Annotated in this window: 16 protein-coding genes; 11 read left to right on the forward strand and 5 right to left on the reverse strand. The window is 69.5% G+C overall.

Going from position 1 to position 12,963, the window contains the following annotated elements; translation table 11 throughout:
• Nucleotides 1-16: 16 nt before the first annotated feature.
• Genes Ahu01nite_RS33255 through Ahu01nite_RS33265 form a run of 3 tightly spaced genes read right to left on the reverse strand, consistent with a single transcriptional unit; the run spans nucleotide 17 to nucleotide 1,938 of the window.
• Nucleotides 17-859 (reverse strand): hypothetical protein, encoded by an 843-nt coding sequence (locus Ahu01nite_RS33255; RefSeq protein WP_203840669.1) that lies wholly within the window; start codon nucleotides 857-859, stop codon nucleotides 17-19.
• Between the two features lie 30 nt (nucleotides 860-889).
• Nucleotides 890-1,246 (reverse strand): hypothetical protein, encoded by a 357-nt coding sequence (locus Ahu01nite_RS33260; RefSeq protein WP_203840670.1) that lies wholly within the window; start codon nucleotides 1,244-1,246, stop codon nucleotides 890-892.
• The gene (locus Ahu01nite_RS33265; protein ID WP_203840671.1) at nucleotides 1,246-1,938 is read right to left on the reverse strand and encodes a hypothetical protein; all 693 of its coding nucleotides are present in this window, start codon (nucleotides 1,936-1,938) and stop codon (nucleotides 1,246-1,248) included. The genes Ahu01nite_RS33260 and Ahu01nite_RS33265 overlap by 1 nt, the downstream gene beginning before the upstream one ends.
• Before the next feature lie 117 nt (nucleotides 1,939-2,055).
• On the opposite strand from Ahu01nite_RS33265, the gene Ahu01nite_RS33270 reads away from it, so the two are divergent.
• Nucleotides 2,056-2,304 (forward strand): hypothetical protein, encoded by a 249-nt coding sequence (locus Ahu01nite_RS33270; RefSeq protein ID WP_203840672.1) that lies wholly within the window; start codon nucleotides 2,056-2,058, stop codon nucleotides 2,302-2,304.
• On the opposite strand, the gene Ahu01nite_RS33275 is transcribed toward Ahu01nite_RS33270, so the two are convergent.
• Together Ahu01nite_RS33275 and Ahu01nite_RS33280 are read right to left on the reverse strand one after the other, a co-directional pair.
• Complete coding sequence (locus Ahu01nite_RS33275) at nucleotides 2,301-3,098, reverse strand: hypothetical protein (protein ID WP_203840673.1); 798 nt, start codon at nucleotides 3,096-3,098, stop codon at nucleotides 2,301-2,303. The genes Ahu01nite_RS33270 and Ahu01nite_RS33275 overlap by 4 nt on opposite strands.
• Before the next feature lie 60 nt (nucleotides 3,099-3,158).
• The gene (locus Ahu01nite_RS33280; protein WP_203840674.1) at nucleotides 3,159-4,079 is read right to left on the reverse strand and encodes a hypothetical protein; all 921 of its coding nucleotides are present in this window, start codon (nucleotides 4,077-4,079) and stop codon (nucleotides 3,159-3,161) included.
• Here Ahu01nite_RS33280 and Ahu01nite_RS33285 point away from each other — a divergent pair.
• From Ahu01nite_RS33285 to Ahu01nite_RS33330, 10 genes are all read left to right on the forward strand, one after another.
• Nucleotides 4,056-4,478 carry a hypothetical protein gene (locus Ahu01nite_RS33285; protein ID WP_203840675.1) on the forward strand — a complete coding sequence of 141 codons (423 nt, stop codon included), beginning with the start codon at nucleotides 4,056-4,058 and terminating at the stop codon, nucleotides 4,476-4,478. The two genes, Ahu01nite_RS33280 and Ahu01nite_RS33285, sit on opposite strands and share 24 nt — an antisense overlap.
• A 129-nt stretch (nucleotides 4,479-4,607) precedes the next feature.
• On the forward strand, nucleotides 4,608-5,255 hold the full coding sequence (locus Ahu01nite_RS33290; protein ID WP_203840676.1) for a LuxR C-terminal-related transcriptional regulator: 648 nt from the start codon (nucleotides 4,608-4,610) through the stop codon (nucleotides 5,253-5,255).
• A gap of 142 nt (nucleotides 5,256-5,397) precedes the next feature.
• On the forward strand, nucleotides 5,398-5,739 hold the full coding sequence (locus tag Ahu01nite_RS33295; protein WP_203840677.1) for a hypothetical protein: 342 nt from the start codon (nucleotides 5,398-5,400) through the stop codon (nucleotides 5,737-5,739).
• Nucleotides 5,727-6,695, forward strand: coding sequence for a hypothetical protein (locus tag Ahu01nite_RS33300; RefSeq protein ID WP_203840678.1), 969 nt, complete (start codon nucleotides 5,727-5,729; stop codon nucleotides 6,693-6,695). The genes Ahu01nite_RS33295 and Ahu01nite_RS33300 overlap by 13 nt, the downstream gene beginning before the upstream one ends.
• Entirely contained in the window at nucleotides 6,692-7,498 is an 807-nt protein-coding gene (locus Ahu01nite_RS33305; RefSeq protein WP_203840679.1) for a hypothetical protein, read from the forward strand. Before Ahu01nite_RS33300 ends, Ahu01nite_RS33305 begins: the two co-directional genes overlap by 4 nt.
• Before the next feature lie 2 nt (nucleotides 7,499-7,500).
• The gene (locus tag Ahu01nite_RS33310) at nucleotides 7,501-9,081 is read left to right on the forward strand and encodes a phage tail sheath subtilisin-like domain-containing protein (protein ID WP_203840680.1); all 1,581 of its coding nucleotides are present in this window, start codon (nucleotides 7,501-7,503) and stop codon (nucleotides 9,079-9,081) included.
• Nucleotides 9,082-9,090: 9 nt separating this feature from the next.
• Nucleotides 9,091-11,475, forward strand: a complete 2,385-nt coding sequence (locus Ahu01nite_RS33315; RefSeq protein WP_203840681.1) for a phage tail sheath family protein — start codon at nucleotides 9,091-9,093, stop codon at nucleotides 11,473-11,475.
• A 24-nt stretch (nucleotides 11,476-11,499) separates the two neighbouring features.
• Complete coding sequence (locus Ahu01nite_RS33320) at nucleotides 11,500-11,961, forward strand: phage tail protein (RefSeq protein WP_203840682.1); 462 nt, start codon at nucleotides 11,500-11,502, stop codon at nucleotides 11,959-11,961.
• Nucleotides 11,958-12,785 (forward strand): T4 family baseplate hub assembly chaperone, encoded by an 828-nt coding sequence (locus Ahu01nite_RS33325; RefSeq protein ID WP_203840683.1) that lies wholly within the window; start codon nucleotides 11,958-11,960, stop codon nucleotides 12,783-12,785. The genes Ahu01nite_RS33320 and Ahu01nite_RS33325 overlap by 4 nt, the downstream gene beginning before the upstream one ends.
• The gene (locus Ahu01nite_RS33330; RefSeq protein WP_203840684.1) at nucleotides 12,728-12,958 is read left to right on the forward strand and encodes a hypothetical protein; all 231 of its coding nucleotides are present in this window, start codon (nucleotides 12,728-12,730) and stop codon (nucleotides 12,956-12,958) included. The genes Ahu01nite_RS33325 and Ahu01nite_RS33330 overlap by 58 nt, the downstream gene beginning before the upstream one ends.
• The last annotated feature ends 5 nt before the right edge of the window (nucleotides 12,959-12,963 follow it).

A 12,963-nucleotide genomic window follows, 5' to 3' on the forward strand; every position in this document is an offset into this window, starting at 1 on the left:
CTCCGTCAGTGCGAGATCAGTCCGAGACGGGCGACGGCCACATGCCGTCCGAGGTGAGGCCGGTGAGATCGGCCTTTTCGGCTTCAAGCTGCAGGATCTGGTCGAGCACCTCGGTGATCCGGGCGCCGAGGGTTGCGGCGTACCCGACGATCTGGGTGGCGACGGTGCCGATGACCTCGGAGAAGTGCGCGAGCAGGGCCACCGCCTGGGTGAGCGCACCGGCCGCGGTCGCGCCCAGATCGATCACCGCGGTCACGATGCTGCCGTAGATCTCGCCCAGCCGTTCGCCGAGGCTCGCCATGTACGCCATGTTGCCGGCGCCGGCCTGGCCGAGGTATTCGACGAGCTTCTTGAGCTTCGCGGTGGCGTTGGTGACGGCGTCCTGCTGATCCTGCACGCGCTTCTCGTACGTGTCCTTGGCCGGGCCGCGCCAGAAGTCGATCTCACCGGAGCCGGTCATGTCGCCGTACATGCCGGTCAGCGGCCGGGTCACCTTGTCGTTGATGTCGAAGCCGTGCGAGATCAGCGACGCGACCGGCACCGCACCGGCCACGGCCTCGGACGCCTTGGTGAGGATCTCCGAAATCTTGTCCCGGACCTGCTCGGTCGCCGCTTTGATCGTCTTGAGATTGTCCTCGAGGTCACCGGTGAAGAAATTGATGACACCGCCCAGAATGCTGTCGTTCACCGCGTCGACGGCGGACTGCATGAAGGCGTTGACACCGTTGATCAACTTGACGAGCTCGTCACGGATCTTGGTGATCAATTCCTGGACCAGTTCCACGGCCTTACGGAAGGCCTCGATGGCGACCGGGGTGTAGCTGCTGCTCGTCGCGGGTGGCGTGGGATTGTCAGGCACGGCCGGCCCCTCTCCCCGGGGCGGGACCGATCATGACGCCGCGATCGTGTCGAAGGACTTGGCACTCAGGCCGTCCGTGCGGTCGTATTCGTCGGCGCATCTGTTCAGCGCGTCGCCGAACCGATCCATTTTCCCGGTCGCGTCGGAGAACAGCGACGTCAGCCATTCCTGCGTCGTCGTATAAGCGCCGGACTGATCGGCGCCGGTCATGACGCCGGTGATGTCGATGACCGCGAAAGCCGTGGCCGACAGCGTCAGGCCACCCATCGCCGTGGTGACGCCGGCCATCGTGTCGGAGAAACCGAACCATTTCTTGGCCTCGTCGCGCACCGCCCCGGTGGCGACCTCGATGGCTTCCGGAGTGAAGTAAGGATATTCGTCCGGCATCAGCCGACAACCTCTCTGGCGAACCAGTACCTCGGATCGTTCTCGCGGGTGGCCCGCACCAGCGCGGCGCGCGCGTCCTCGGCGAGCAGGCCGGCGTCAGCGGCCGACAAGGCGTTCTCGTCGACGTCTGCGTGCTGGAGATCGAAACCTGCCATGGTCAGCCGGAACAGCCCGCGCGGACCGGTGACGACCCGGTGCTCGGCGGTATCGCGCCGGCGGCTCATCCGATCGGCGACGTCCACGATCGACGCCGTCCGCCGGACCTTGTCATAAGCGGCGGCGATCTCGGATTCCGGATCGGAGTAATGAGGCGCTTCCGCTGCCTGAAGAAAGGTGAACGGGTTTTCGCTCCGCTCTTCTGCCCGGTGGCCGTAGTGCCCGAGAATCGCCATCGCGATCGAGCTCTTCTCCTGGGCGAACGCGAGCGCGTCGAGCACGGCGGCGGCGACACCCGAGGGACCGACCGTGTACCACCAGTCCGATTGCAGGCTGAGATCCACAAAGTCACCGTGGACGTTCACAAAACACGTGACGGTGTCGCTGACATCCGCGCCCGGGATCCGGTCGAGCCCGTCGACGGGAAGATCACGAGGAGTGTTAGCAACGGTATTGCGAAGCCGCTCGGCGAAGTGCCGCGCGCCGGGCACCCGTGGATCATCCGGCGCAATGGTGCGCTTTGTTTTCAACATCATTTCCCCCCGGCTCCCCCCACGGGAGTGCGCCGATCAACGTAGGCGATTGTCGATATCCGGCCACGATAGCGGAAGGGCGCACGCCACGTTGTCCCCGGCGCTCGCTACCTTGAGGACATGCAGCCAGCCTCCGCTCCCATGAACCACGAGGTCGACGCCGCGGTCGTGCTCAGCGGCCAGTTCGACCCCCGGCCTTACCCCTTCCCCTATCTGGCCGTCGTCGCGAACCTCGGCACGTCCGGAAGCATGCTGTCGGTGCTGATGACCGCCGTCGGCATGCTGAAGGAGCACGGCTGGGAGCTCGTCAGCGTCGCCAACACGGGCGGCACGGTGCTCCAGCTCACGGCGTTCCTCAAACGGGCTTAAGGGGTCGGGGCGGGGAAGTTGCGCTGCGGGCAGCTCGCCGGCGTGCCCGGATCCACCCGGTGCAGCGCGTAGGCCGTACCCTGCGTCGGGTTGTGGGTTTCCGGCGCCCGGTCCCCGATCATCACCAGCGCGTGCCACCCCGTGCGCTGCGCGGTGTAGAGCGTGCAGCCGTCGAGCACCTGGGTGTGCTGCCGGGCCGTCGCCGTGGCCCGCCCCTGCGCGAAGGTGCCAGGGTTCGCCGGATCGCTGTCCAGCAGAAACAGTGAGGCCGCCGCCGTGGTCGTATTGGCCCAGAACGATTCCCCGGCGCTCAGGTAGAGGTCGGCGATCGCGACCACGTCATGATCGGCGAGGCTGACGAACGCGAGGTCGGGGTCACCCGCACCGGTGACACCGTGATGAGTGACCGCCGGCAGCGTCACCGTGTCGGTCCCGGCGAACTGCTGCACCCAGTGAAGACCAGGGGTGTACGCCGTGACCACCGCCGTATACACATCGAACGGCCGCCGCCCCACGTTGGAGTCCACCGCGACGAAATCCGTCCGCCCCGCGCCGTACACACTGGTCGCGACGATGCTGCCCGCATTGTCACGCAACGCCAGATCCCAGTCGGCCGTGGCAGCGGGCTGCACCGCGACGACCGACCAGTGCCGGTTGTAGGTGCGGTACGTGTAGTCCTGCGCCGTCCGGGCGATCCGGATCTCCCCGTTCCCGATCCCGGTGCTCGCATGGGCGACCCCGGGACTCAGCACCACGGCGACGGCAACGGCGGCGATCATGGCCTTGATACGCATGCGACTCCCAGCTCAGGGCATGTACGGCTCAGGGTGTGTACGGCTCAGGGTGTGTACGGCTCAGGGTGTGTACGGCTCGTCATGGAAGCTGGTCTGCGCCAGACCGTTCACGTGGTAGTGGTAGATCGCCGTCCGGCGGATGTTGACCCCGGCGGCCGGTACATCCTCCGTACGCGTCAGATAGACCACAACAGCGTCACCGCCGGTGATCGTGACCGACTGGATCGGCTCCCGGTCGTCGAGAACGTCCTGCACGCTGCACTGCGTTCCGGTCTTGCCCGGCCCGCACAGCACGAGCGCCCACCACCGGCCCGTCGTGCCCTCCGTGCTCCACATCAGCGTGGCCACGGTGGCCGTGCCGTCGAGGTTCTCCAGCGTGCCGGTGGTGCACGGCCGCTGCACCGCCAGCCGTTCACCGCCCGAACTCCAGACCCCGCCGGACAGCTGCAGCCCCTGCGGATGATCGCCATAGGGCGCCTCGGACCCGGAAACCTTCGCCGTCGACACCGCCGAGCAGCCGGACCGCGCCCTCGTGGCAGTGACCGCGGGCTTGACGACCTTTGTCGGAACGGCCTTGGCGGCAGTGGTCCTGACGCGCGCAATCGTGGGCGATTCACTGGGCTCGGCGCTGACGGCATGAGTGCCGGGCGACTCGGCCACCGCGGGCTGAATGGTGGCGGCGGAATCGGCCACCGGCGCGGCGGTGTCACCGCATCCGGTCAGTGTTCCGATAAGGACAGAGGCGGCAAAAAGTACGGTCTTGTGCATGGGGTTTCCTTTTTCCGGACGAGGCAATCGGACTGTAAACGATCCCCGCCGGAAAAGCATCGTCAACTTTCCGACGATGAAATACCACCCCTTTCGGACAACCCCTGTCGAATACATTTCTTCCCCATGGAGAGCGGCGGCGCGACGCACCGCCAGGACGGACCCGCTGAGGCGATAGGCTTCACGCCCGTGAGCAAACTTCTCAAGGAGCACGTGCAGAACGTGCTCGAGGCGAACTTCGCCAGCCTCGGTCAGACCCGGCAGCGCATCGAGGAGCTCGAGGCGCAGGGCCATCGCATCATCACGGGCGGCCAGATCGGTGACGACGGCTGGGACATCATCGACTGGCGTACCAGCGAGATCCTCGCCGCGGGCGGGGGCGGCCTCGAGGAGTACGAGGCCGCTGCCGCCGAGCTCGACCCTGATGGCAAGTTCGTCCACCACGACCGCATCCTGGAGGACGAGGACCTGACGTACGTGTCGTCGCCCGAGCTGCCGGACGGGCTCGCGAACGCCATCGAGGACTGGGCGCTCGCCGAGGACGCGGAGGAGGTCGCCGAGTTCATCGGCTGGCCCGTCGAGAAGGTCGAGGAGTACCAGGCGGAGCAGTAACCGCCCGCGCCGGCGGGGCGCTGGTGTCGTTTCAGCGCCGCGTCAGCGCCGTTTCAGCGCTCGGTGCAATCGTTTCCGAACTGTCCGGGAGATTGCAGGGAAATACGAGGCGCCGTGCAGACAGTAAACATGGGGGAATCCGACGTCCGGGTGCTCGTCATCGACGGGGTCCGGCTTCGACGAGATCTTTTGGTCACCGCGCTGCGGCGGGAATCGGTCGTGGCGGAAGGCACCGGTGACGCCGAGCAGGCCGCGCGGCTCGTGGCCGAGGACGGCTTCGAGGTGGTACTGCTCGGCACGGGCAGCCTGCCGGTCTGCCGCCGGGTGGTCGCCGCCGACGACCGGGTTCAGGTGATCGCGTTCGGCCTCGCCGGGAACGACGACGAGGTGATGGACTGCGCGGAAGCCGGCGTGACCGGCTATCTGCTGCACGACCAGCCTTTCGACGCGTTGCTGGCCACCATCACTGCCGCCGCGAAGGGCGAGATCACGTGCCCGCCGGCGATCGCTGCGGCGTTGCTGCGCGGCATGGGGCGGCGCGGTGCGGGCGTGCGGGAGCAGGCGAGCCGGATGACGCCGCGGGAGCGGGAGGTTCTGGTCCTGCTCGAGGCGGGTCTTTCCAACAAGGAGATAGCCCGCAGGCTCAGCATCGAGATCCGGACCGTCAAGAACCACGTGCACAACCTGATGGAGAAGCTCAACGTACGCCGCCGCGGTGAGGCGGCGGCGCTGATGCTGTCACAGCGATTCGCATTGGACCTGAGTACCGGAGCGTAGGTACCAGATGAGGGCATGGTCCTTTTTCAGGCCCCGAGCTCTATTAATTCTTACCTGATATTTCCCTACGCTGGTGATTGCCTCGCAAGGGGGAATCGAATTGCCAACCATTCGCGTACTGCTCGGTTCATTGCCGGATAACGTGCGGCACACCATTTCGCAGGCCATCTCCGGCCGGCCCGGGCTGGAACTGATCGGGGTTTTCACCCGTCCGGTCGAGCTGCTGGCGGCGGCCGGTGAGCTGCGGGCCGACGTGGTGGTGGTCGCGGCTGAGGCGGGCGGGCTGCCCGGCATCGCCACGCACCTGGTCGACCAGTTCCCGGACATCCGGGTCCTGGCGGTCACCGGGGGCGGGACGGCGCTGAGCTTCCGGCTGGAGCCGTGTCTCCGCGAGGTGCGGTGCACGACGACCGGCGAGCTCGCCGAGGTGATCCGTGGCGTGGAGAGCGACGACAACGCAGAGGGGGACCCATGCCGAAGCTGACGGTGCACGATTTCGCGGACGGCTGGACGTCCACCGACCCGGACCTGCTCGCGGTGACGTTCACGCCGCACGGTCTTCGCCTGTCCGCCCGGTCCGGGGCAGCCGGGGCGGCCGCTGTCCTCACCCCGCCCACGCCGCTCGATCTGGGCACGTTCGACGAGCTGCGACTCCGGGTCAGTGCCACGGATACGGCCGACGGCAGTCCCTCCGGACCGTTCCTGCTCGGTTTGTCCTATCAGGACGCCGACGGGGAGCACGGCTGGCTGGTTCCGGTCAACCGCGCGGACACCGGGGAGCAGCACCGTTTCGGCATCGCCGAGGACGAACGCGGGCGGATCACACGATTCACGCTCCGGGCGCTGACCGACATCCCGTTCACCGCCGAGGTGGGCGAGCTCCTGGCGGTCCACGAGGACGTGCTGGCCGACGTCGAGACCGCGCTGGTGGAGCTGCTGGCGGCGCTGAACGTGCCCGTTGTCGTCGAAGAGGAGCAGTTCACCGAGCTGCCCGACCCGGTGCTGCTGGTCACGCTCACCGACCAGCGGGAGGATCCGGAGCGCGGCTGGAACGTCCCGCAGCGGGATTCGTTCCGGATCCGCGGCGACACGACGGTGTGCAGTGTGCGCCCGGCGGCGCGGCCGGTGCTGGCCGAGTACCAGGTGCTGCCGGCCGCGAGCGACCGCGCCACGTCGCTGGCACTGCGCGGGGAGATCCTGCGACGGATCGGCCTGGACACCGGGCTGCGGGTCAACGGCGAGGTGCTGCCGGTGCAGACGCTGCTGCCGCCGCCGCTGGACATCCGGGTACGCGCGGTCCCGGCCCCGATCTACCTGCACATCGGAGCGCGCATCGAGCAGGGCCCCCGCGTCGAGGTGCCGTGGCCGCGGCGGATCCGGGTGCTCGCCGGCCAGCGGCCCGCCGATCAGGACCAGGAAGGAATCGTGCTGCGGACATGACCACTCATCTCGTGCTACGGGTCGGCGACGGCCCCTGGCAGAGCGCCGACGTGACCGGGCTGGACGGCGACGAGCTCGCCGTCGCCATCAGCGGACTCGACGGCGTGACCGCCACCGTCGGCGACGACGGGCTGCTGGTGCTGGCCACCGAGGAGACCGGTGAGACCACGACCCTCGAAGTGGACCCGGAAGCCTCCACGGCCGTATTGGGGTGGAGCTCGTACCGGGCCGCCGGCCAGGGACCCGGGCACGCCACGCTGACCGGTTCGCGGCCCGGCCCGTACGCGCCGGCGCCGGACGCTGCGATGACCCTGCACGTGGACGGGAAGTCGCGGAAGGTCACGTTCGACGAGGAGGACCACGGCGAGTGGTCCGCCGATGACGTGGCCGCCCGGATCAACCGCCAGCTGCGCCGCAAGGTCGCCCACGGCACCGGCGACGGTCGCGTGCGGATCACCTCGCCGACCCAGGGCGTCGGATCCCGTCTCGAGGTCACCGGTCCCGAGGGTGATGTGCCCGACGCGGCGGAGCTGCTCGGCTTCACCGGTGACGCGGCGCGCGACGACCCGTACCGCACCGAGCCGGCACGGCTGATCTGCCGGCCGGCGGCGGAGGGCACGGACACCGGCGTGGTCGTGGAGAACCTCACCGCGGCGCCCCTCGAACTTCAGCTACCCACCGGCCGCAGCGTGCTGCCCGCCCGGGGACGCCTCGTCGTCACCCGGGACGCGGCGGCCGACGGCCTGCTCGGCCGGCTCAGCGCGCAGGGGACGGTCCGGATGTCGCCAGAGAGGAACTCATAGCGATGGCACTTCAGGTAGGCCTCAACGTCACCGAGGTCGACGGGCGCGCCGCACCGGCGCCGGCGGCGGCGAACACGTCGATCGCGGCGTTCGCGGGCCGGACCCGCCGGGGCGTGCCGGGGCAGGCGGTGCGGATCACCGGCCTCGACCAGTTCGTGGACCGGTTCGGCGGCGACCACCCGGACGGTTTCCTGCCGGCCGCGGTCTCCGGCTTCTTCCTCAACGGCGGCCGCGAGGCCACCGTCGTGCGCGTCATCGGCGCCGGCAGCGTGGCCGCGCGGGCCACGCTGAACGACCGGCAGGGCGCACCGGCGGCGACGCTGCGGGTGACCGCCGGGCATCGCGGTGTCGCCGATCCGGGGGTGTGGGCGCACGCTTTGCGCCTCGATGTGCGAGACGATCCGCAGGCCGCCGGCCGGTTCCGGCTGATCATCCGGCTGCAGGACCCGTCGACGGGGGCGTTCCCGGTGGTGGAGACCTGGCCGGCGCTGTCCCTGGAGCCGGGGACGCGGGACTACGCGCCGGACCGGCTCAACCACCCGGTGACGGGCTCCCGGTTCGTGACGCTCGCCGCGCTGGGGTCCGCGATCCCCGCGGTGGTCAGCGGCGTCGCGCTCGCCGGTGGGGCCGAACCCGCGGCGGCGGCCGGGGATCTGATCGCCGCTCTCCGGGCGTTCGACACGGTGAGCGTGCAGCTTCTGGCGATCCCCGACGCGCATCTGCTGGCGACGGCGGGCGAGGTTCAGGTGGCCCGCACCGCGATGGACTACGCGGCGGCGCGGGGCGACTGCATGTACGTCGGCTCGGCACCCGACCGCGGTCACCCGGCGACCGTGGTTCCGCGGTCGGCGGCGGACTACAACCAGACGGTCGCCGCGTACACCGAGGCCGTCAAGCAGTACGCGACGCAGTTCCAGGGCGCGAAGGTGTACGGCGCCCTGTACACGCCGTGGATCCTGGTCGCCGATCCGGCCGGGGTGGGTGCCGCACCGGTCCGGTTCGTGCCACCCGAAGGTCACGTGATGGGCGTCTACGCCCGCACGGAACAGGAACGCGGCATCCACAAGGCGCCGGCCGGCGATGCGGCGACGGTCCGCGGCGCGCTGAGTCTGGCGGCGAGCTTCGGTCAGGGCGAGCACGACGATCTGGTGCGCACCGGGCGTACCAACGCAATCCTGTCCCCTGGCGGCCGGGCACCGGCCGTGGCGGCCTCCCGCACCTTGAGCACCGACCCGCGCTGGCAGTACGTGGGTGTGCGGCTGCTGTTCAACTTCGTCAAGAGCTCGTTGCGCGACGGTCTGCGGTTCGTCCGGCAGGAGCCGCACACGGACGCCCTGCGGCGGATGGTGAAGTTCAACGTCGTCACGCCGTTCCTGCTCGGCCTGCGCCGGACCGGTGCGTTCGGATCGGATCCGGCCGACAAGGTCTTCACCGTCAAGTGCGACGCCGAGAACAACCCGCCCGCGAACGTGGATCTCGGCCTGTTCACGGTGGAGGTCTTCTTCTTCCCGTCCCGCCCGGCCGAGACCGTGCAGATCATCGTCGGCCAGCAGCCCGGCGGCGGCACCGCCGCGGAAGCCTAGGAGTGTGTTATGCCCACCAATCTCGGTGTGACCGTCGTCGAGGTCGACGGCAGGTCCTCGCCGGCCATTGCCGCCGCACCCACCTCGACCGCGGGCTTCGTGGTCCGCAGTGAACGGGGCGCGCCCGATCGGGCGATCCGGATCCGCGGCTTCGCCGACTACGTCGCCACGTTCGGCTCCTACACGGCGAATGCCTTCGGAACGTACGCGGTACGCGGCTTCTTCGACAACGGCGGCTCGGACGCCTTCGTGGTCAGGGTCGTCGGCCCGGGAGCGCAAGCGTCCTCGGTGACCGTCAAGGACCGCGCGGGTTCGGCGAAGGACACGCTCCGGCTGCGGGCCGGCGCTCGCGGCGTGGCGGACCCCGGTGCGTGGGGAAACTCGCTGAGCGTGGCCGTCGAGCCGCACCCGCTCGGGTCGGCGACGGTCCCGGCACACGTCGTCGGTGCCACCGCGGAGCCGTTCGCGCTGGCCAACGGCAGTACGGTCAGGTTCACGGTCACGACCCGCGGCGCCGACCAGGCCGGCACGGTCACGTTCGCCACCGCCGACTTCGCCACCATCGGCGCGGCCTCGGCCCAGGAGGTCGCCGCGGTCATCAACCGGCAGACGACCATGGTCCGCGCGGCGGTGACGCCGGACGGTCACCTGGCCGTGGCAGCGTCGGCGGCCGATCCGCGGGTGTGGTCGCGGCTGGTCGTCTCCGACGCCCCGGCGGGTCTGGGGTTCACCGGGAACAATGCCAACAGCGATGACGGGATCGCGGCCGGTCGCACGGTGGCGGCGGTGTCCTCGGCGAGCGGTTTCCGGGTCGGTTCGGCCGCCCGGTTCGGGTTGCGGGCGCACGTCATCGCGCCGAACGCGGTCGCGGCGACGGTGGCCGACGGCGCCGGGGTCAAGGTCACCGTCCCGGGCAGCCCGCCCGAGACGGTCGTGTTCCACCCCGCCGATTTCGCCAACCCGGGTGCCATCACGGTCACCGAGGTGGTCGCGGCGATCAACCGGCAGGCGGTCGCGTTCTCCGCCGGGATCACCGCGGGCAACCGCTTGGTCCTGCTGTCCAATGCGGACGGTACGGGTGTCAGCATCGCGATCGCCGCACCCGCGTCCGGTGGTGATGCGCAGGCCGCGCTCGGGCTGGCGGGCGCCGCGCCGGTCGCCGGTGCGGAGGCCTTCCGTCAGCTCACCGCCGCCTCGGAGACGTACCGGCTGATCGGCTGGGGAGCGGATCCCACGTTCGCGGCGATGCCTGCGGCGGCTGTCCGCGTCGCTACGGTCGAGTTCGACCTCGTGGTACGCCGCAACGGCGCCGAGGTGGAGCGGTTCGGGCCGGTCAGCATGGTGGACTCCCACGACTCGTACGTCGAGGCGGTGCTGAACGATCCGCAGCGCGGGTCGGCGTACCTGGTGGCCGTTGATCTGGACAGTGGTTCCGGGGCCGGGGTGGACGCCCCTGCGGCGGGTGTCTATCCGCTGACGGGCGGCGCCGACGGAACTGATCCGGCGGACACGGCGTTTCTCGGAGACCCGGCCGCGCGGACCGGGATGGAGGCGTTCAACGACGTCGCGATCCAGCTTCTCGCCTGCCCGGAGAGCACGTCGATCGGGGTTGCCGCGGGGGCCGTCGGCTACTGCGAACGCCGTGGTGACGCGATGTTCGTGGGCGCCGTCCCGTTCGGGTTCGACCGTGAGGGGGCCAAGGCGTACGCGGCGGCACTGCGCGGGCGCAAGGTCTTCGGCGCGCTGTACGGGCCGTGGATCCAGGTCGTGAACCCGGATCCGCTGGCCGCCGCCGCGCAGCCGCTGGTCTACTGCCCGCCGGTCGGCCAGGTGCTCGGCACGTACGCCCGGATCGCCGCCGCCCGCGGGGTGTGGAAGGCACCGGCCGGGGACGAGGCGCGGCTCGCCGACGCACTGGGCGTGGAGTACGACATGACCGACGCCGACCACACCGACCTGGTCCGCAACGGCGGGGTCAACGGCATCCGCGCGCTGCCCGGCGCCGGGATCGTCGTGGACGCCTCGAGGACGCTGTCGACCGACACCCGGTGGTTGTTCGTGAACGTCCGCCGGCTGTTCAACTTCGTCAAGTCCTCGCTGCGGGGCGGGCTCACGTTCGTCGCGCAGGAGCCGAACGACGAGACGTTGCGGCGGATGGTCAGGTTCAACGTGGTGACGCCGTTCCTGCTGGGGCTGTACCGGCAGGGCGCGTTCGGGCCGGGCACCGCGGACGAGGTGTTCACGGTGAAGTGCGACGTGGAGAACAACTCCCCGCAGGACGTGACCAACGGGATCTTCACCGTCGAGGTCTTCTTCTTCCCGGCCAGACCGGCCGAGTCGATCCTCATCGTCGTCGGCCAGCAGGACAGCGGCGCCACCGCAGCGGACAACTGACGCTTTCTTCGAAGGGCGAGAAGCATGGCAGAGCTGACTTTCCAGGAATCGTTCCGGACACACGGATTCCTGGTCGAGATCGAAGGCACGCAGTGCCCGGTCACCAAGGTCACCGGACTCAGCGAGGGCACGACCGAGACGATCGAGCAGCCGGACGGCGGCTCCTCGACCGTGCACAAGATCGCCGGGGCCGTCTTCAAGTTCGAGACGCTGACCCTGGAGCGCAACGTGGACGGCAGCCGGTTCGACGACCTGTTCAAGGACTGGTTCAGCGAGATGTTCCAGCTCAACGGCAACACCAGGAATTCACAGGTACGCCGTAACGGCGCGATCATCAAGCTGGAGAACGGCGTCGAGGTCCTCCGCTTCGCGTTCTACGGCGCGTGGATCAAGTCCTCGAAGTTCTCCGACCTCGAGGCCGGCAGCTCCGGGCTGTTCAAGCAGACCCTCGAACTCGAGCACGACGGCCTGGAGCGCGTCTCATGACGACCCTCGCCACCGATCCCGCCGGGATCGAAATCGCGGCCGGGCCTCGCCGGGCTCGCGAGCACGAGGTGACGCTGCCCGTCGGGTATCTGGACGCTGACGGCCGCCTGCATCGCACCGCGCTGCTGCGCAAGATGACCGGCCATGAAGAGGCGTTGCTGTCCGACCGGAAACTGCGCGCCAACGGCGGCAAACTGGTCACCGAACTGCTGACCGGCTGTGTCCGGGCGGTCGGCGACATCGCTCCGGCCGGGCGGGCCCTGCTCGGCTCGCTGACCTCCGCGGACCGCAACTTCCTGCTCCTGGAGCTGCGCAAGCTGACCTTCGGCACCGAGCTGGAGGCGAGCTACACCTGCCCGTCGTGCCGGGAGACGGCCGTCGTGATCGAGGACCTGGACACCTTCCCGGTACGCGCGAGCGACGGCACCGGGCTGCCGGAGATCGTCGTACGGCTCGAGGACGGCTTCGACGACCGCACGAAGGACGGCTGGTACGACGTACTGCGGTTCCGGCTGCCGGTCGGCACCGACGAGGAACGGGTGGCGACGATCGCCCGGGACAACGCGGCGAGGGGCACCAACGCGCTGCTGGCCCGCTGCCTGGTCAGCGTCACGGGCGACGGCGAGGACATGCCGGACAGCCGGCGTGAGGCGCTGGGCACGAAGATCCTGTCCGACCTGACGATGAGTGACCGGGCCCGGATCGAGCGGGCGTTCCGTGACGAGTTGCCCGGTCTCGACCTGACCCGCGAGTTCGACTGCGGCTCGTGCGGCCGGATGATGCGTACCTCCCTGGATCTGACCAGTTTTTTTACCCCGAGCTGACCGGCGCCGACCAGCTCCGGCAGGAGGTCTTCGCGCTCGGCTACCACCTGCACTGGGGCTGGTCCGAGGCGATGGGGCTGGAGATCGGTGAGCGGCGGGCGTACGTACGGCTGCTCGCAGACGTGCTCGCGGAGCAGAAGTCCGAGATGGAACGAGCGAACCCGAGGAGGTGAACCAC

Origin of the sequence: Winogradskya humida, assembly GCF_016862215.1 — a bacterium.
In the GTDB taxonomy this organism is placed as follows: domain Bacteria; phylum Actinomycetota; class Actinomycetes; order Mycobacteriales; family Micromonosporaceae; genus Actinoplanes; species Actinoplanes humidus.